We start from the raw sequence: 17,091 nt of genomic DNA, 5'->3' as shown, positions 1-17,091 counted from the left end.
GCCGGGTTTCGAGGGGGTCCGCCCTCCGGAACACCACTACGCTGGACGGCATGCAGGGATTCAGGGTCGATCGGCCGCTGGTGCTCGACGGCGGGTTAGCCACGGAGCTGGAGGCGATGGGGCACGAGCTCGCCGACGCGCTGTGGTCAGCACGCCTGCTGGCCGACGCCCCGGAGGAGATCGTCGCCGCGCACGCCGCGTTCTACCGGGCGGGCGCCGACATCGCCACCACCGCCAGCTACCAGGCGTCGTACGAGGGCTTCGCCGAGCGCGGTCTCGACCGCGCCGGAGCCGAGCGGCTGCTGCGCCGCAGCGTCGAGCTGGCGCGGCTGGCGGGTGAGGTCGAGCCCGGCGAGCACCGGTGGGTCGCGGCCTCCATCGGTCCGTACGGCGCGACCCTCGCCGACGGCTCCGAATACCGGGGCGACTACGGGCTGACCAAGCACGAGCTGCGGGAGTTCCACGTGCCGCGCTTGGAGACGCTGGCCGACGCGGCCCCCGACATCCTCGCGCTGGAGACCATCCCGGACGTCGAGGAAGCCGAGGTCCTGGTGGAAGCCGTCGCCGGACTGGGGGTGCCGGCGTGGCTGTCGTTCACCGTCGACGGCGACCGCACCCGCGCCGGGCAACCGCTCGCCGACGCCTTCGCCCTGGCCGGGTCCGACGCGATCCACGCGATCGGCATCAACTGCTCGAATCCCGAGGACGTCCTGCCCGCCCTCGAAACCGCTCGAGCCGCAACGGAAAAGCCGCTCGTCGCCTACCCCAACAGCGGCGAGGGGTGGGACGCCGAGCACCACGCCTGGACCGGCGATCCCCGCCTGTCCCCGCGCCAGGCCCGCCAGTGGCGCGCAGCCGGCGCGATGCTCGTCGGCGGCTGCTGCCGAGTGCGCCCCGAAGACATCACCGCAGTCGCGGAAGCCCTCCTCGACCCGGAGAGCTGACCGGGCGAAAAACGGTGGTGCTCCGCTGCGGCGTTGGGCACCGTGGTCGTCATGAGCGATGGCGAAAGCACCGACGCCGAGCCGGAATTCGACGCCGAGGGCCCGTTCGACGAGGACTACCTGCACTTCTACGGCCCGCTGATCGACGAGCGCACCCGGGCCGAGTCGGAGTTCGTGCGGCAGCTGCTCGGCGTCTCACCGGGTGATGAGGCCCTGGACCTGGCCTGCGGCACGGCAGGCTGTCCAACCGGCTGGCCGCGATGGGCTGCCGGGTCACCGGCTTGGACAGCTCCGCCACGTTCCTGCGACGCGCCCGCGCGGATGCCGCCGAGCTCGGCGTGGAGGTCACCTACGTCGACGGGGACATGCGAGCGCTCCCCTGGCAGGAGCGCTTCGACGCGGTGCTGAACTGGTTCACCGCCTTCGGCTACTTCTCCGACGCCGGGAACCGCCGGGTGCTCTCGGAGGTCCATCGCGCGCTGCGGCCGGGCGGGAGGTTCGTGGTGGAGCTGAACAACGTCGTCGAACTGCTCACCCGACCGGGCTCAGGTGGTGCACGAGGTCGGCGACGACATGATGATCGACCACCACCGCCTGGACCCGCTGACCATGCGCTCGATCGTCGAGCGGGTGGTGGTCCGGGACGGGCAGGTTCGCCGCATCCCCCACGCGGTGCGCATGTTCACCGCGCCGGAGCTGCGCGATTGGCTGCATCAGGCGGGTTTCACCGACCTCTCGTTCCGGGGCGAGGACGGCGACGCCCTCAGCACCGGGCACCGCCGCGTGATCGCGCTCGCCACCCGGGCATGAGGGCGGGGGTGGAAGTAGTCCCGGCCGGCACTTCCACCCCTCGCGCGCTCAGCCGTGCAGGACCGAGGTGGGGACCGCGTAGCCGCGGACTCGCTGCGGGTGGTCGCCGACGGGGATGCGGGCCGTCTCCTCGGTGCCGTTGAAGTCGACCACCGAGATGTCGTCGCTGTCGCTGTTGGACAGGAAGCAGTACTGGCCGTTGGGGCTGGTCGCGGCCCAGTACGGCTTCTTGCCGACCGGCACGATGGCGTCGGTGGTCAGCGACGGGACCGACACGATGGCCGCGTAGTCCGAGATCGTGCCCGCGTCGCAGAGCTTGGTGCCGTCGGCGTTGGCGCTGAGGCCGTGGTGCGCGGAGTCCAGCGGGTAGTCCTCGCGCTTCATCTGCTGCGCGTCCTCGGACAGCGGCAGGTGCACGGTGCGGGTGACCCGCTTCTCCTCGAGGCTGTACTCGACGAAGCCGTTGTGGAACGACAGCTGCGCGTACATCGTCTTGCCGTCGGGGGTCACCAGGAACGGGCGGATGCCGACGCCGAAGTCGATGGTGTCGCGCACCTGCTGGGTCTCGGCGTCCACGATGGTCAGCTGCCGCTTGCCCTTGAGGCCGTCCAGCGCCGGGTCGTCGGGCATGACCACGCGGCCGATGGTGGCGTTGTACAGCGTCTTCCCGTCGGCGGAGTAGCGGTTCTCGTGCGGGAAGTCACCGGTCGGGAAGCTGCCGGTGACAGAGCCGTCGGCGGGGTTGAGCAGCTGCACGATGTTGGCGGTGGTCGCCGAGACCGCCAGTTCGGTGCCGTCCGGGGACAGCGCCATGTGGTCGGACCGGTAGCCCTCGACCGGGGTGCGCCAGACCTGCTCGCCGGTGGCGATCTCGTAGGCGGCCACGTCGCCGAGGCTGGGCCGCGAGACGTACATCGTCTTGCCGTCCGGGGAGACCGCGATGTCGTCGACCAGCTGGTCGTGTCCCTCGCCCGCGGTTTCGCGGATGATCAGCATGGCCGCGTGCTGGTCCGGGGTCATCTCGCGCACCCGCTGGTCGAGGTCCGGGACCACGTTGATGCGCTGGTACTTGTCGAAGTCGGCGGCGTCGAGCAGGTCGACGGTGCCGTCCCAGTTGTTGCCGACGAACATCACGTCGCGCCGCTCGTCAGCGGTCGCGGAGGCCGGTACCGCCGCGAGCGCGATGAGCGCCGCCGCGCCTACCGCCCAAATCCTGTGTCGCATCCGAATCGCCCTTCCTGCCCACGTGGGATCAACCCCCCAACGAACATGAGATCAATTCGGATATGCCCGGCACGCAGGAGTTCGGCAAATGCATCCGAACAGCCCACGTGCCGGGCGTCGATCAGCCGAGCTTGGCTCCGGCGTGCAGCGCGACACCGGAGTTCGGGGCCACCGTCGCGGTGAACTTCCCGTCCTCACCGACCTCGACGGTCTGGCCGGTGCAGGCGCCGTTCGAGAGCTCACCGGACATCACGTCGCAGTAGCTGCCCGCGGGCAGCGAGGTCTGGAAGGTCTGCGAGAGCTCCCCTCCTTCGCGGTTGATCGCCACGAAGCCCTTGTCCTGACGGCCGAACGCGATCTGACCGCCACCGTTGTCCCACCAGTCGGTGAGCGAGGCGCCCTGGACCGCGTTGTGGAACCCGGTCATCCCGGCGATGATCGGCCGCCGGTGCTCGCACACCCACGCCGGGTCGTCGCAGCTCGCGGGCTTGGTCGTGCCGTCGGCCTCCGCGGGCGGGCCCTGCTCGGAGTTGTCGAAGGCGAAGCTCGAGATCAGCTGCGGCGTGCCGTAGGGGTAGGCGAGCTCGAAGCCCACGGCCAGGTCGTAGGCCGTGCCGTCCTTGTAGGTCAGCGTCGGCGAACTGCGCTGGGTGTCGTGGTTGTCGATGAACACCACGGCCTGATCGGCGGGCAGCGGCATCTCGTTGGTGAAGCCGTCGAGCTGCTCCAGCGAGCCGTTCTTGAACGCGTCGCTGACCTTGCCCTGGTAGGCGAACTCGGTGACGTCACCGTTGCCCGCGTACTCCCCCGCCGTGGTGGTGGAGTCGGCGATGACCTCCTGGAACACGTAGGGCTTCTGGCCCGTTCCGGGAACGGTGTTGAGCCCGCCGAAGATCGCGCCGATGTCCTCCGGCGGCATGTGCTTGACCCCGTCGACCCGGAACCCGGACACGCCCAGGCTGATCAGGTCGTTGAGGTACTTGATCTCGGACTGGCGAACCCAGTCGCTCTCGGTCTTGAGGTCGGCGAGCCCCACGAGCTCGCAGTTCCGGACCTCCCACTTGTCGTTGTAGTTGGCGATGTCCCTGCGGCAGTCGTGGAAATCGGCGTCCGAGTAGGTGCCGGGGTAGTCGTACTTGGTGAACTCCGAACCCGCGCTGCCCGGGTGGTCGCCGTCGGAACCGGCCATGTGGTTGACCACGGCGTCGGCGTAGATCTGCACGCCAGCGTCGTTGCAGGTCTTGACCATGTTGGCGAACTGCTCGCGGTTCCCGCGGCGGGTTTCGAGCTGGTAGCTGACCGGCTGGTAGTCCTGGTACCAGGGGTGACCGGCCTCGGGGAGCACGATGTGCTCCTGCGGCGGCGACACCTGGACCGCGCCGAATCCCTTCGGTCCCAGGAAGTTGGTGCACTCACTCGCGACCGAGTCCCACGGCCACTGGAACATCTGGATGATCGGCCCGGCCACGGGGGCTGTGGCCGGCGCCGGAGCGCGTTCCTGGCCGAACGCGGCGGGCACCAGGGCGGTGCCGACCACGGTCGCGGCCAGCGCTAGCACCGTTAATCGCATCGACATTCTCCTTCGCATCTCCTGCGATGAGCGAACGCCTACGATCACATTTTCTTGCGCAGGTAAAGTCAATACGCCAACGGAACCAGCAATTTACCAGCCATAACACTTCGCAATTTTTTGCAAGAATTGCGAATCGCGAGTCCTATCCAAGCGGCAGCGCGGCGGCGACCTCGGCCGCGGCGTCCTCCCCGTAGGTCGCGGCGAAGCGCTTGCGGGCGCGGCCGTGGTCGAGGGTCCACTCCTGCGTCCCGGTCACCTCCAGCACGTGCACCGCGATCAGCGAGCCGAGCTGCGCGGCCCGCTCCAGCGACAGGCCGCTCTCGACGGCGGCGAGGAAACCGGCGCGGAAGCCGTCACCGACACCCGTCGGGTCGGCGCGGGCCACCTCGGGAACGGCGGGCACCTCCAGCCGCTGACCGTCCCGCTCGACGATCTCCGCCCCGTCGGCGCCGAGCGTGGTGATGCGGACGCCGACCTTGGCGCGCACGTCGTCCTCGCTCCAACCGGTCTTCTGCAGCAGCAGGCCCCACTCGTAGTGGTTGGTGAACAGGTAGTCGGCACCTTCGACCATCCGGCGGATCTCGTCGCCGCTCAGGCGCGCGAGCTGCTGCGACGGGTCGCTGGCGAAGCGGTAGCCGCGCTGCCTGCACTCATCGGCGTGCCGGAGCATGGCCTTGGGGTCGTTCGGGCTGATCAGCACCAGGTCGACCTCGTGCGCGGCCACGACCGGTGCGAGTTCGATGTTGCGGGCCTCGGTCATCGCTCCCGCGTAGAAGGAGGCGATCTGGTTGAAGGCCTGGTCGGTGGTGCACACGAACCGCGCGGTGTGGGCGTACTCCGAGACGTGCACTCCCGCGCAATCGACCCCGTTGCGCTCCAGCCACGACCGGTAGTCGGCGAAGTCCTCGCCCACCGCGCCCACCAGCACCGGACGTCTGCCGAGCACTCCGAGCGCGAAGGCGATGTTGGCCGCCGCACCGCCCCGCCGCACCACCAGGTCGTCCACGAGGAAGCTCAGCGAGACCTGCTGCAGGTTGTCGGCGACGAGCTGGTCGGTGAACTTGCCGGGGAAGTGCATCAGGTGGTCGCTGGCGATGCTTCCGGTCACTGCGACTGACACAGCGCGCCTCCAATTCACTACGGACGGTGACGGAAATTCGAGAGTAGCGCTCTCGACGACCGCCGGTCCTGCCCCCACGCCGTGATCGAGGGCGACAGCAGACAATGGGGGCATGCGCGAAGTGGAGATCTCCGACGACATGATCCGGCTGGGTCAGCTGCTCAAGCTGTCCGGGCTGGTCGAGCACGGTGCCGAAGCCAAGGACGTGCTGGAAGAGGGCCTGGTCATGGTCAACGGCGCGGTGGAGACCCGCCGCGGCCGCCAGCTCGTCGACGGCGACGAGATCGTGCTCGACGACGAGATCGTCCGCGTCGTCAGCGCGGCCTGAACAGCAACGAGGCCGGCACCCGAGCGGGTGCCGGCCTCGTTGTCAGAACGGGTTGCTCGTCAGTGGAACGAGTCGCCGCAGGCGCACGATCCGCCGGCGTTGGGGTTGTCGATCGTGAAGCCCTGCTTCTCGATGGAGTCGACGAAGTCGATGACCGCGCCCTCCACGTACGGGGCGCTCATCCGGTCGACGACCACGCCGAGGCCCTCGAAGTCGCGGCGCGCGTCGCCGTCGAGGCTGCGCTCGTCGAAGAAGAGCTGGTAGCGCAGACCGGCGCAGCCACCCGGCTGCACGGCGATGCGCAGGTGCATGTCGTCGCGACCCTCCTGGTCCAGCAGGGCCTTGGCCTTCTGGGCAGCAGAGTCGGTCAGCGTGACACCGTGGGCAGGCGCCTCGGTCTCGGTAACAGTGTTCGGGGCGGTCATGGACACTCCCTCGTGGTCTCGCTCTCCGATTCCGGCGTGACGTTCAACCACGACCGGATCCGGGGTATTCCCGCGGGCGAACCCGGGGACGTTGTTGTCTCCTCCCTACATGGTGGCACAAGCACGGCCGGAACTGGTGTGACGTGGTAGGCGCAGGACGAACCGGACGGTCTCCTGCAAGCCCGTTCGACGCGTCGAATAACCTGGAGGGGTGAGGTTCCTTCGCCGCAGCAGCGCTGAGCAGACCGCAAGCACGGACTCCGAAAACGACGCAGAGCAGTCCGCGGAGGAGCGCGCGCAGAATCACACCCCCAAGAAGGGGAAGCCGACGCCTTCGCGGCGCGAGGCCGAGGGCAGGCGGCGCGGCCCGGTCCCGCCGCCCCCGATGACGCAGCGCGAGGCGGTCAAGCGCGCCCGGGGCAACAAGGGCGAGCGCCGCAAGGCCGCCACGGAGCGCCGCGAGCGCATGATGCAGGGCGACGACCGCTACCTGATGCCGCGCGACAAGGGCCCGGTCCGCGCCCACGTCCGCGACCTGGTCGACACCCGCAGGCACCTGATGGGCCTGTTCATGCCGCTGGTGCTGATCGTCTTCGCCACCACGCTGGCGCAGAACATGCTCATCCAGCAGTACGCGACGCTGTTCTGCCTGGCCCTGCTGATCATGATGGTCGTCGAGGGCACGCTGCTGGGCCGCTACGTCAACAAGCGGGTCCGCGCCAAGTTCCCGGACCACAAGGACCGGCCGTTCTCGCTGGGCTGGTACGCCTTCACCCGCGCCATGCAGATCCGCAAGCTCCGCGTCCCGCGCCCCCGCTACACCCCCAAGGACATCGCCAAGATCAGCTGATCCGAAGCTTCGAATAGCGCCTCGCTCGATCGTGAGCGAGGCGCTTTTTCGCGCCGTCTCAAGATGAGACACGCTCACCCTGCAGCCGCACGTGCACCGCTCCTACGCTCGGCCGATCCATCGCCTCGTGGCCCCGAAGGAGCGGCAACCATGACGATCCGCACGATGATCAGCCCCGGCCGGTACGTCCAGGGCAAGGGAGCGATCCACCAGCTCGGTCACCACCTCGCCCAGCTGGGTTCCACGCCAATGCTGGTCGCCGACGGCGTGGTGTGGGGGTTCGTCGGCCACGACGTCGAGACATCGCTGACCGAGGCCGGGCTCCCGGTCGACCGGCGGGACTTCGGCGGGGTGCCGAGCGCGAAGGAGGTGGACCGGCTCGTCGGCGAGATCACCTCGTCCGGCGCTGACGTCGTGGTCGCGATCGGCGGCGGCAGCACGATCGACGCGGTGAAGGCCGCCGGGCACCTCGCCGGGATCCGCTGGGCCAACGCACCCACCGTGGCCTCGACGGACGCACCGTGCAGCGCCCTGTCGGTGATCTACACCGAGGAAGGCGAGTTCGAGGCGTACCGGTTCTTCCCCCGCAATCCCGACCTGGTCCTGGTCGACTCGCAGGTCGTCGCCAACGCCCCCGCGGAGTTCCTGATCGCCGGAGTCGGCGACGCGCTGGCCACCTGGCTGGAGGCCCGCGCCACAGCCCAGTCGGGCTCGAAGACGATGGCCGGGGGCCTGCCCACGCTCACCGGCACCGCGCTGGCGAAGCTCAGCTGGGACGTCCTGTGGGAGAACGCGCTGCCCGCCATCGACGCGGTCCGCGACCACCAGGTGACCCCGGCGGTGGAGAAGGTCATCGAGGCCAACACGCTGCTCTCCGGCCTGGGCTTCGAGTCGGGTGGACTCGCCGCGGCCCACGCGATCCACAACGGCCTGACCTCGGTCGCCGCCACCCACGGCCTGGCCCACGGTCAGAAGGTCAACCTCGGCTCAGTCGCCCAGCTGGTCATGGAAGGCGCCACCCCTGGCGACCTGCGCGAATTCATCGAGTTCACCACAGCCGTCGGCCTGCCCACCACCCTCACCGAGGTCGGCATCCGCCCCGACGACACCGACTCGGTTCGCGCCGTGGCCACCGCAGCAACCGCCGAAGGCGAAACGATCCACTCCATGCCCTTCGAGGTCACCCCCGACGACGTCGCCGCCGCCCTCACCTCCATCGACCGCCACGCGACCCGAATCCGCGAAAAGTCCAACCTCCCCGCCCCGGCCCCCTACACCGCGAAGCACTAGCGGTTCAGACCCAGCCGGGGGCTTCCTCCGGGAAGGCGCTCGCGGCCCAGTAGTGCGGTAGCGCCTCCCGCAGCGTCACCCATTGGATCGTGATCGGGTCCGACGACGCGGGGACGGCCACGAGCACGTCCGGGCCGTGAACCGCGAGGCGCTCGCGGCAGATCCCGCACGGGCTGAGGACGAGATGCCTGCCGTCCTCGGTCCGGTGCAGGCACACCGAGGCCACGATCCTGCGATCGAGCCGGAACGCCGCGCAGTAGGGCTCGACCTCGTGGCAGAGCGTCGCGCCGGCGTTGAGGAAGTCGGGGCTCGACCCGGTCAGGATCGCGCCGTCGTCCAGCAGCACCGCCGCCGCTCCCCGCTCCGCATCCCCGGGAAACCGCCGCGCGATGAGCCCCCGACACTCGTCGACAACCCTGTTCAGCAACTCGTCTCGCCCCACCACGCGCCTTCCCTCCACCAACGGCATCAGCGCACATCGTCGTCGACGATCGTCGTTGCCCGCCGCGAACCTGACCCGAACCGACCGGAGGAAGTAGCGCTCGACGGCCCCAAAATCGCCGCTCCCCCGAGCTCTCCGGAGCCACGAGGGCTCCCGACGGCCTTACCCGCAAGGCGAAGCGAAGTCACTGCTGACATGGCGCTGCGGAGAACCGCAGACCCACTTTCAACGGAGGAGAGCTGCGCGTGCACTTTGGAACCGAGCGTCGGCCCGGCCGCCGCACGCCTGACGTACGGCGGTGGCCGTCACCTCCTCGTCGCAGGCGATCGGAAACACGCCTGCGCACTGGAGCGCTGGGGTGCCTCAGCCCTTCTTCGCCAAGCCCCCGCCCCAGTTTTTCTGGTCGTGCTGCGCCAACTCGCCTCCTCTCGGCTTTGATCCGGTCGCAACCTGCAACCTGATCACCCATTTGAGGGAGTGATGCTACACACTTTCGAGTGACGCCAAATGGCGGGTAGCGCTCAGTCGCTCCAGGCAGTAGTGCTAAGTTGATCATGACGAGTGCCGAACGCACGCTCGATCGAGGCACAGCTCCGTGGCGTCAGGCGCTGAGCGGGTCGATGTCCGCGCGTAGCTCTCTGAGCCTTCTCCGGCCTTCAGCCGCGGCCTCGTGGCGTCCTTTGCACTGCAGGACCGCGGTCACCACTTCGACGGCTCCGATCTCACCGGCGGTGTCACGCATCTGTTCGCAGTGTTCCGCCGCGATCCGGCCGTACCTCAAGCCCTCGTTGAAAAACCCCTCGTCCAACGCGCTCTGAGCCACCACCAGTGCAGCGCGACCGCAGGTTCCCTTGTCCCGCATCAACTCGCCGAGGTGCAGGGCTCGGAGCGCGTACTCCCTGCTCATCGTCGAGTCACCAGCAGCCTTGCAGATGAGCGCCAACTCGGTCAGCGCGTCGGCCTGACCTTGGGAGTCACCGACTCTCTCGTGGTGGAAGATCGCTTCCCTGCAGTTCATGGCGGCGTCGTCGAGCTTGCCCTGACGACGCCGGACCTCCGCGATTCGGCGTTTGGTGCTCCCGACGCGGTACCGGTCGCCCGCTGCTGATGCGATCCCCAAGGCTTCGTTGTAAACGCTGAGGGCGCCCTCGTAGTTCTGCGAGTCCGCTTCACAGCGGGCGTAGTTTTGCAGCGCACCGTGATGGACCGCCAGATCCTCCGCGTCGCCCGCCATCAGGATCGCCTTCTGCAGCAGTGCGCGGGCCTCGTCTCGCTGCCCCATCCACAGCAAGCACGAACCGAGGTTGCCCATGGTTCCGGCGATGGCCCGGGCGTCGTCGTCCTCGCGGGCTGAGTCCAGACCCATCGTCAGGAGCTCCTTGGCCGCGTCCAGCCAACCCGGCAACCGCAGGAGTTCCCACACGGTGTTCGCGAGTCGCCAGCAATGACCGTGCAACCCGTTGTCACGAGCGTCGGCTGCCGCGGCCAGCAGTTCGGACTGATTCCGCCCGGCCCATCGAAAAGCGTCCTCAACACTGGCGAACGCGCGGGCCCACGGGCTCGGCCGGAACCCGTCGAGCGGCGGAGCGCTTCTGGTGGGAAAGACCGTCTCGCGCGCTCGCAGTCCGCTCCACAGCACGTAATCGGCCAGCCGTCTGGTCGCCGCCGCCGTGGTCGAGTGGTCGCGATTCCAACTCGCCGCGCAAGTGCGAACCAAGTCGTGCATCTCGTAGCGGTCCGATGAACGCTCAACGAGGTGCAACGACACCAGTGCGTCGAGAGCCTGCCCGACCTCGGCGGGTTCCCACTGCGTCAAGGACTCGGCGGCTCCGCTGTCGAACTCCCTGCCCGGGTAGAGCCCGAGCAGCCGGAAGAGCGTCTGCTGGGCCGGAGTCAGCGCCCGGTAAGAACACCCCAGCGCTGCCTCGATCGTCGCGCCCTCGTCGTCGTTGCCTCCCAGGCGGAGCAGGACGCGGCGATCAGCGTGCAACTCCTCCGTGAGGCTCGTCAGCGATTGCCGGGAGCGCGTCGATGCGTGTTGAGCAATGATCCGCACGACGAGAGGAATGCCCGCGCATAGGTCTACGAGGCGTTTCGCCGCGTGCGGCTCGACGAGAAACCGCGAGTGCAGCTCTGCCCGCAGCCACCGGAACACCTCCGCGGCGTCGAGCGGCGGGACTTCAATCGATCGAGCGCCGTCGAGATGGATCAGACCTTGGAGCTTCTTGCGACTGGCGACCAAAACCAGGCATTCGCGCACGAATCGCAACAGGGGCCTGACGTACTGCGAATCCTTCGCGTCGTCGAAGACGACGAGGTAACGGCGTCGAGCCAACTTCTGCCTGAGCCGGTGCACGCGCATGTCCTTGCTGGGTATCCGCTCGGCGACAACGCCGAGCTGCGAGAGCAGGGTCCCGACGATTTCGTCCTCCGTGAGCGGGTTCTTCCCGTGGTATCCCTGCAGATCGACGTAGAGAACGCGATCCACCAGCTCACCGGCCGCTTGCCTGGCCCAGTGAACCGCGAGCGCCGACTTGCCGATCCCAGCCGCTCCGTCGAGCGCGATCACTCCTGTGGGACGTGTCCGAGCCGCCTCGTTGAGATCGTCCAGCAACTCGGCTCGACCGTAGAAACTCCACGAGCCGGAGGGAAGATCACCCAGAGCAGAGACGTCATCATCATCTGGGTGATCGCTCGCCACCGGCAACCGCGGACTTCCGGACGCAAGCAGGTCGTCGTGTTCACGACGGATCCATTCGGGGACGTCCTGCCCGACAAGTTCTCGGTATTCCTGAGCGAAGCGCATGTAGTAGCCCGAGATCTCGGTAGCGCGCCCGAGCCCGTTGAGAGCGCGCATGCGCTGCACGACGAGTCGTGGGTTGACGCCATCGGCAGCCATCGGGCCGTCGATGTCAGCGAGTGCGTCGGCGAACTGCCCCAGTTCGAGTCGGCAGTCGACCAGGAGGAATCTCGCCTCCATCTCCGCGGGACGAGCCACGTTCTGCCGGAAACCGCGTGCCGATTCCGTTTCCAGGTCCGCTAGTGGGATTCCCGCCCACAGTCCGAGCGCTTCCTCGAGCAAACAGATCGCGTCCAGGTGAGCACCGCTGTCAGCGACCTCACCGGCGGTCTTGGTAACTCGTCGGAAGTGGTGGAAGTCAACGCTCTCCGGATCGACCTCCACCCAGTGCCCGGCCTTGCTCGTGTGCACTTCTGCGGGAACTCCGATTCCCTCAAGAGTGCGCTTGAGCCTGCTGACCAACTGCTGGAGATTGCGACGACGTCGACCCGAATCGTCCGCCCAGATCCAGCGGGCCAGTTCATCCCGCGTCAGGCGTCGCTCCCCCGCTCCCTGCAGCAAGGCCCCGAGCAGACCGCGTTCCTGGCGTTTTCCCCAGGTGTCGTCGAAGTCTCCGTTGATGCGCAGGCCGGTGGTTCCCAGGATCTTGAACTGGATGGTCACCAGCACCCCCAGTGCCGTTCTCCCCCCGCAAACCTTTCGAGTCATCCAGTGTTGCGCGGATGTCTCCCCTCATATACGTCCATCGAGGCGAAAAACTGCTGCTCGCGGGTGGTTTTGGTGCTCGATGGCGACAAAACGGCGACAACGCGGCGACATGGTCTCGAGACCATCCGAAATCCGCGTTCCGGCGATCGGAGCGAGACGGTGCGACGGTGTTCGGCAACGAATTGACCTGCGCGTCTACGTCTCCGACAGGTGCGCGGCGACTGCTGGACGACATGCGTGGGTGATGCTTGTCGGCGTACCCGGTCGATGGGGATAGGGCTTGTCGGGGAGCTCTACGGCCGGGCATCGGAGGAAACATGAACCGGACTGATGTCGTGGTCGTGGGGCTCGGGGTCGTCGGCCTGAGCCTCGCTGCCGCGGTGGCCAGAGCGGGATATCGGGTTTGTGGGGTCGAGACCTCCCCCGCACGTCGTGCCCAGATCGAGCAGCCCGGCACCGGGGCTGCCGGAGAGGAGGATCTGCAGCCGCTGCTCGCGTCCGGGCAGCTGCGACTGCAGGGTGAGGGTGAGCTTCCGTCCGCCGAGGTCTACTGCGTGAGCGTGCCCAGTCCCTGCCGCAGCGACGGCTTCATGGACGTGTCATGGCTGCGCAATGCGGCCGAATCGGTGGGACGGGCGTTGCGACGCGGCGGACTGGTCCTGGTGCACAGCACGTGTGCGCCGGGGACGATCGAGCGGCAGATCGTCAAAGTCCTGTCGCAGACCTCCCAGCTCGTCGCCGGCGTCGACTACCACGTGGCGCACGCGCCGGATCGGATCGATCCCGCGCGGCAAACTCCCGCTGAGGGAGTTCCCAGGGTCGTCGGCGGGCTCACGCCGACCTGCACGAAGACGGCTGTGACGTTCCTGCGGAGCGTCTTCGGCCACGTGCACCCGGTGAACCGCATCGAAACCGCGGAATTCGTCAAGACCTTCGAGAACACGTTCCGCTTGGTCAACATCGCGCTTGCCCACGAGCTGGCGTCGATCTGCCACAAGCACGACATCGATCCGGTGGAGGTGATCGAAGCCGCCGCCACCAAGCCGTACGGCTTCCTGCCGCACCGACCGGGGATCGGTGCTGGTGGAGCTTGCATTCCGGTGGTCGCGGCCTTCTTCAGGGCGACCGCGACCAGGCGAGGCATCATGCCGCACCTCGTCGATGCTGCGCTCGACGTGAACGACACGATTCCAGGCCGGTTGGTGGAGCTCGTCCGGGAACAGCTCGGTGCGCTGCGCCTGCGGCCACTGCCCGGCAGCCGGGTGCTGGCCGTGGGGGTGACGTACAAGCCGGACGTCAACGACATCCGGAACTCCAGCGCACTGCGGGTGATCGAGGAACTGGTGGTGGCCGGCGCGGACGTGGACTACTACGACCCCTTCGTCCCCGAGCTGGAGCTGCGGGACGGCCCGGTGCTGCGCTCGCTTCCGAAACCGGAGGCCGGCGGGTACGACCTGGTCGTGCTGCTGACCAAGCACTCGTCGGTCAACCACTCAGTGCTCGCCGATCCCGGGACCGCGGTGCTCGACTGCTCCACCGGCACACCGATGGTCGTCGTCGATGGACGGCTCTGACCTCACCTTACGGCCTGGCCCGCCGGTGAGCGTTCCGGCTCGCGGGGTCGTGAGGGTCGATGGGTTCGTCATCGTGTGGCTCGGTATCGCCGAGGAGTCCTGGTGGGAGCTGGGGGACCTGCTGGTGGTGCCGGACCCGGCCGAGGAGATGTTGCGGCGATTTCCCGGATGCCTGGCCGTCATTCGAGTTCAGCCAGGCGTCTCCTGAGCGGTTCGGCGTGCGGGCCACCGATGCCTTCGTGGAGTTCGCACGCCTCCGTCAGATGAGTTCGAGCCTGCGCGATCTCGCCCGCGGCTTGGTGCGCAGCGGCGAGGGCGACCAGCAGCTCGGCGACGTAGAAGTCGGAGCCGATCTCTCTCAGCACCGTCAGCGCCTCCATCAGTGGCGCGACGGCGTGGCGGGGACGGCCTGCGGCGGTGAAGGCTTCACCGAGGCGGGTCGACACGCGTGCGGCTCCACCCGCGTCCGGCAGCGCGAGCATCAGGTCCACCGATTTCGACAGCTCCGCGATCGCATCACCGTGACGTCCCATCGCGGAGAGGGTTTCGCCGATGCGTCGCAGCCGGAGCGCGGCGCCTCTGCGGTCGTCGACTCGCAGGTCGATCTCCAACGCGCGGCGGAACGACTCCAGCGCTTCCTCCGGCTGTGCACGCTGCCTGGCCAGGATGCCGAGACGGGAGGTCGCGGTGGCCTGCCCTCTCGGGTCTCCTGCCACCTCCGCGAGTCGCGCGGCCGCGCGCAGCTCGTGCTCGGCCTCATCGAAGCGGTGCAGGTTCGACAGGGCGTGTCCGAGCTGACCGCGCAGCCGGGACTCGGCGTGGACGTGCTGCTCGGCTTCGGCGGCTTCAACGGCGAATCGTGTGGTCTCCAGCCAGTCGCCGTAGTGCTTGCGGTAGACGAACAGGCTCCACATCGCCTCGCCGAAGCACCAGGTCAGGTCGTTCCAGCCCTGTTCGCGCGCTTCCCGCTGCGCGAGCACGAGGTTCAGCCGCTCCAGTTCCAGCCAGTCCAGGGCCTCGACGGCGGTGGTGAACGGCAGGCCCGCGTCGTGCCGCTCGCCGAGGTACCAGCGTCCCGGTGTGACCAGCCGGTCCGCGGCATAAGCGCCGTCCAAGTACCAGGTGACGAAGCGCCGCAGCACCTCCCGGCGCTGCAGGCCAGACTCCGCCGCGCAGTCCGCGGCATGCAGTCGCAGCAGGTCGTGGAACCGGAAGCGCTCGTCCTCCACCTCGTCGAGGAGGCTCGCCTCCACCAGGACTTCCAGCGAGTCTGCGACGTCCTCGGGGGCACGACCCACCGCAGCGGCGGCGACGTCCGCACCGAAGGTGGTGCCGGGATGGCAGGACAAAGCCCGGTACAGCTCGGCCTGCTCGGCGCTCAGCTTCCGATAGGACAGGTCGAACACAGCACGCACCGAAACATCACCACGCAAGGCCAGGGAAGGCAGTCGGTTCCGCTCGTCCTCCAGGTCCGCGGTCATCCGCCGCAGGGTCCACTTGCGGTGAGTCGTCAGCCGAGATGCCGCGACCATCAGCGCAACCGGGAACCCCGCGCACAGATCCGCCATGCGCTCAGCGGCACCTGGCTCACGCCCGACGCGTTGCTCCCCCAGCACGCTGCGCAGCAGCTCGATCGAATCCGCTGTGTGCAACGGAGGAAGCTCCACGAAGTGCGCGCCTTCCAGCCCCAGCCCGGGGAGACGGTAACGGCTGGTCACCATCACCAGTGCGGAATCCGCCGGGATGAGGGGGCGCACCTGGGCGGCGGAGAAGGCATCGTCCAGGCACACCACGAGCCTCCGGCCCGCGGTGACGGCCTGGTACATCGCGGCGAGCTCGTCGAGGTCGGCCGGGATGTCCTCCGGCTCGCAACCGAGTGAACGCAGGAACGTCGCCAGCACCCGCGACGTGGAAGCCGGTCGGGACGAGGAGAACGCACCGAGGCCCGCGTGGAGCGAGCCGTCCGGGTAGTGACCGTGGCAGAGGTGGACCCACCGCGCTGCCAGCGCGCTCTTGCCCACCCCACCGGCACCGCTGATCACCACGATCGTCGTGCCCAGGTCCTCCGCCGCGAGCAGGTCCTGGAACTTCTCGGTCTCCGCGACGCGGTTGACGAAGTGGCGGGGTGCGCGCGGGCGCTGCGACGGGGTTGGTCTCGTGCGGTGGAGACCGTGCACGTGCACGTCACCGTGCACCACTCCGGCCTGCACCAGGCTGCCCGCGACGGGCCCCGAGGACGCGTTGGCGATCCCGCTCGCACCCTGCTGCTCGAATTCCATCCCCACCGCCCTTCCCCCAAACGTTCCAAGGCTGTCACGCGGGAACACCGGCTGGAACCGCCGACGAAGGGTGGCGAGGGCTCCGATCCGGTGAATGATGCGGGCCACTGCTGGTCCGTTGGTGCGGTGGGAGCCGGGTACGGTCTCGGCGGTTGTTGAGCGGGAGGTTTTCGTGCGGTCGTTGGTGTTGGGTGGGGCTCGGTCCGGGAAGTCGGCGCATGCCGAGGGGTTGGTGCCCGGGGACGCTGCGGTGACCTACGTGGCCACCGCGCGGCGGGATCCTTCGGACGGCGAGTGGAACGAGCGGATCGCCAAGCACGTGGCGCGGCGGCCCGACTGCTGGCGGACCGTGGAGGCGCCGGACTCCGATTCGCTGCGGCGGGTTCTCGCCGAGGCTTCCGGGGGTGATCCCGTGCTGGTGGATGATCTGGCCACCTGGCTGACCGGGGTGCTCGACGACGCCGGGGCCTGGGAGCGCGATCCGGCGGCGCTGGACGTCGTCGCCTCGCACTGCGACGCGCTGGTCGAAGCCGTGTCGGCGAGCGCCGCGCGCGTCGTGCTGGTGTCGGCGGAGGTCGGCCTCGGCGTCGTGCCCGGGACCCGGTCTGGAAGGCTGTTCCGGGACGAGCTCGGCTCGCTCAACGCCCGGTTGGCGGCGGTGTGCGACGAGGTGCTGCTGCTGGTCGCCGGATGTCCGCTGCGGATCCGGTGAGCTTCCGCAAAC

The 17,091-nt window shown here is 68.5% G+C and carries 15 protein-coding genes and 1 pseudogene; 9 read left to right on the top strand and 7 right to left on the bottom strand.

Annotation, left to right across the window (positions count from 1 at the left end; translation table 11 throughout):
- The first annotated feature begins 50 nt into the window (after nucleotides 1-50).
- From mmuM to KBO27_RS34500, 3 genes and pseudogenes are all read left to right on the top strand, one after another.
- Entirely contained in the window at nucleotides 51-944 is an 894-nt protein-coding gene (gene mmuM, locus KBO27_RS04325) for a homocysteine S-methyltransferase (protein WP_210968680.1), read from the top strand.
- A gap of 260 nt (nucleotides 945-1,204) precedes the next feature.
- Nucleotides 1,205-1,402: pseudogene (locus tag KBO27_RS34505) on the top strand (class I SAM-dependent methyltransferase); the annotation flags it as partial.
- 91 nt (nucleotides 1,403-1,493) lie between these two features.
- Nucleotides 1,494-1,754 carry a hypothetical protein gene (locus KBO27_RS34500; protein ID WP_307870284.1) on the top strand — a complete coding sequence of 87 codons (261 nt, stop codon included), beginning with the start codon at nucleotides 1,494-1,496 and terminating at the stop codon, nucleotides 1,752-1,754.
- 48 nt (nucleotides 1,755-1,802) lie between these two features.
- On the opposite strand, the gene KBO27_RS04315 is transcribed toward KBO27_RS34500, so the two are convergent.
- The 3 genes from KBO27_RS04315 to KBO27_RS04305 form a co-directional block, all read right to left on the bottom strand.
- Nucleotides 1,803-2,978 carry a YncE family protein gene (locus KBO27_RS04315; RefSeq protein ID WP_210968679.1) on the bottom strand — a complete coding sequence of 392 codons (1,176 nt, stop codon included), beginning with the start codon at nucleotides 2,976-2,978 and terminating at the stop codon, nucleotides 1,803-1,805.
- Between the two features lie 121 nt (nucleotides 2,979-3,099).
- Nucleotides 3,100-4,548, bottom strand: coding sequence for an alpha-amylase (locus KBO27_RS04310; RefSeq protein ID WP_210968678.1), 1,449 nt, complete (start codon nucleotides 4,546-4,548; stop codon nucleotides 3,100-3,102).
- 145 nt (nucleotides 4,549-4,693) lie between these two features.
- Nucleotides 4,694-5,629, bottom strand: coding sequence for a carbohydrate kinase family protein (locus tag KBO27_RS04305; protein WP_210969202.1), 936 nt, complete (start codon nucleotides 5,627-5,629; stop codon nucleotides 4,694-4,696).
- 154 nt (nucleotides 5,630-5,783) lie between these two features.
- Between KBO27_RS04305 and KBO27_RS04300 the strand changes: the two genes are divergently transcribed.
- Nucleotides 5,784-5,999, top strand: coding sequence for an RNA-binding S4 domain-containing protein (locus tag KBO27_RS04300; RefSeq protein WP_132681380.1), 216 nt, complete (start codon nucleotides 5,784-5,786; stop codon nucleotides 5,997-5,999).
- A gap of 59 nt (nucleotides 6,000-6,058) precedes the next feature.
- On the opposite strand, the gene KBO27_RS04295 is transcribed toward KBO27_RS04300, so the two are convergent.
- The gene (locus KBO27_RS04295) at nucleotides 6,059-6,424 is read right to left on the bottom strand and encodes a HesB/IscA family protein (RefSeq protein ID WP_132620441.1); all 366 of its coding nucleotides are present in this window, start codon (nucleotides 6,422-6,424) and stop codon (nucleotides 6,059-6,061) included.
- A 211-nt stretch (nucleotides 6,425-6,635) separates the two neighbouring features.
- Here KBO27_RS04295 and KBO27_RS04290 point away from each other — a divergent pair, with 211 nt between their 5' ends.
- Nucleotides 6,636-7,274: a DUF3043 domain-containing protein gene (locus tag KBO27_RS04290; protein WP_210968677.1), complete on the top strand. Its 639-nt coding sequence runs from the start codon at nucleotides 6,636-6,638 to the stop codon at nucleotides 7,272-7,274.
- Nucleotides 7,275-7,424: 150 nt separating this feature from the next.
- Nucleotides 7,425-8,564, top strand: a complete 1,140-nt coding sequence (locus tag KBO27_RS04285; protein ID WP_210968676.1) for a glycerol dehydrogenase — start codon at nucleotides 7,425-7,427, stop codon at nucleotides 8,562-8,564.
- 4 nt (nucleotides 8,565-8,568) lie between these two features.
- On the opposite strand, the gene KBO27_RS04280 is transcribed toward KBO27_RS04285, so the two are convergent.
- Both KBO27_RS04280 and KBO27_RS04275 read right to left on the bottom strand, forming a co-directional pair.
- The gene (locus KBO27_RS04280) at nucleotides 8,569-9,033 is read right to left on the bottom strand and encodes a cytidine deaminase (RefSeq protein WP_246536297.1); all 465 of its coding nucleotides are present in this window, start codon (nucleotides 9,031-9,033) and stop codon (nucleotides 8,569-8,571) included.
- A gap of 574 nt (nucleotides 9,034-9,607) precedes the next feature.
- Complete coding sequence (locus KBO27_RS04275; protein WP_210968674.1) at nucleotides 9,608-12,190, bottom strand: ATP-binding protein; 2,583 nt, start codon at nucleotides 12,188-12,190, stop codon at nucleotides 9,608-9,610.
- Nucleotides 12,191-12,831: 641 nt separating this feature from the next.
- Here KBO27_RS04275 and KBO27_RS04270 point away from each other — a divergent pair.
- Both KBO27_RS04270 and KBO27_RS04265 read left to right on the top strand, forming a co-directional pair.
- On the top strand, nucleotides 12,832-14,088 hold the full coding sequence (locus tag KBO27_RS04270; RefSeq protein ID WP_210968673.1) for a nucleotide sugar dehydrogenase: 1,257 nt from the start codon (nucleotides 12,832-12,834) through the stop codon (nucleotides 14,086-14,088).
- Between the two features lie 49 nt (nucleotides 14,089-14,137).
- On the top strand, nucleotides 14,138-14,296 hold the full coding sequence (locus tag KBO27_RS04265) for a hypothetical protein (protein ID WP_210968672.1): 159 nt from the start codon (nucleotides 14,138-14,140) through the stop codon (nucleotides 14,294-14,296).
- Here KBO27_RS04265 and KBO27_RS04260 read toward each other — a convergent pair.
- Entirely contained in the window at nucleotides 14,268-16,367 is a 2,100-nt protein-coding gene (locus tag KBO27_RS04260; protein WP_246536386.1) for a tetratricopeptide repeat protein, read from the bottom strand. The two genes, KBO27_RS04265 and KBO27_RS04260, sit on opposite strands and share 29 nt — an antisense overlap.
- A gap of 172 nt (nucleotides 16,368-16,539) precedes the next feature.
- Here KBO27_RS04260 and cobU point away from each other — a divergent pair, with 172 nt between their 5' ends.
- The gene (gene cobU, locus KBO27_RS04255) at nucleotides 16,540-17,079 is read left to right on the top strand and encodes a bifunctional adenosylcobinamide kinase/adenosylcobinamide-phosphate guanylyltransferase (protein WP_372448821.1); all 540 of its coding nucleotides are present in this window, start codon (nucleotides 16,540-16,542) and stop codon (nucleotides 17,077-17,079) included.
- Nucleotides 17,080-17,091 lie beyond the last annotated feature (12 nt).

This window comes from Saccharopolyspora endophytica (genome assembly GCF_018070075.1).
Taxonomy (GTDB): domain Bacteria; phylum Actinomycetota; class Actinomycetes; order Mycobacteriales; family Pseudonocardiaceae; genus Saccharopolyspora; species Saccharopolyspora endophytica.
The sequence above is the reverse complement of the archived record's forward strand: the minus strand, read 5'-3'. Positions and strand labels throughout refer to the sequence as shown.

Coding starts and splice junctions, on each gene's coding strand:
- mmuM (WP_210968680.1), top strand. CDS start 51: ATGCAGGGATTCAGGGTCGATCGGCCGCTGGTGCTCGACGGCGGGTTA.
- KBO27_RS04315 (WP_210968679.1), bottom strand. CDS start 2,978: ATGCGACACAGGATTTGGGCGGTAGGCGCGGCGGCGCTCATCGCGCTC.
- KBO27_RS04310 (WP_210968678.1), bottom strand. CDS start 4,548: ATGCGATTAACGGTGCTAGCGCTGGCCGCGACCGTGGTCGGCACCGCC.
- KBO27_RS04305 (WP_210969202.1), bottom strand. CDS start 5,629: ATGCACTTCCCCGGCAAGTTCACCGACCAGCTCGTCGCCGACAACCTG.
- KBO27_RS04300 (WP_132681380.1), top strand. CDS start 5,784: ATGCGCGAAGTGGAGATCTCCGACGACATGATCCGGCTGGGTCAGCTG.
- KBO27_RS04295 (WP_132620441.1), bottom strand. CDS start 6,424: ATGACCGCCCCGAACACTGTTACCGAGACCGAGGCGCCTGCCCACGGT.
- KBO27_RS04285 (WP_210968676.1), top strand. CDS start 7,425: ATGACGATCCGCACGATGATCAGCCCCGGCCGGTACGTCCAGGGCAAG.
- KBO27_RS04280 (WP_246536297.1), bottom strand. CDS start 9,033: ATGCCGTTGGTGGAGGGAAGGCGCGTGGTGGGGCGAGACGAGTTGCTG.
- KBO27_RS04270 (WP_210968673.1), top strand. CDS start 12,832: ATGAACCGGACTGATGTCGTGGTCGTGGGGCTCGGGGTCGTCGGCCTG.
- KBO27_RS04260 (WP_246536386.1), bottom strand. CDS start 16,367: ATGGAATTCGAGCAGCAGGGTGCGAGCGGGATCGCCAACGCGTCCTCG.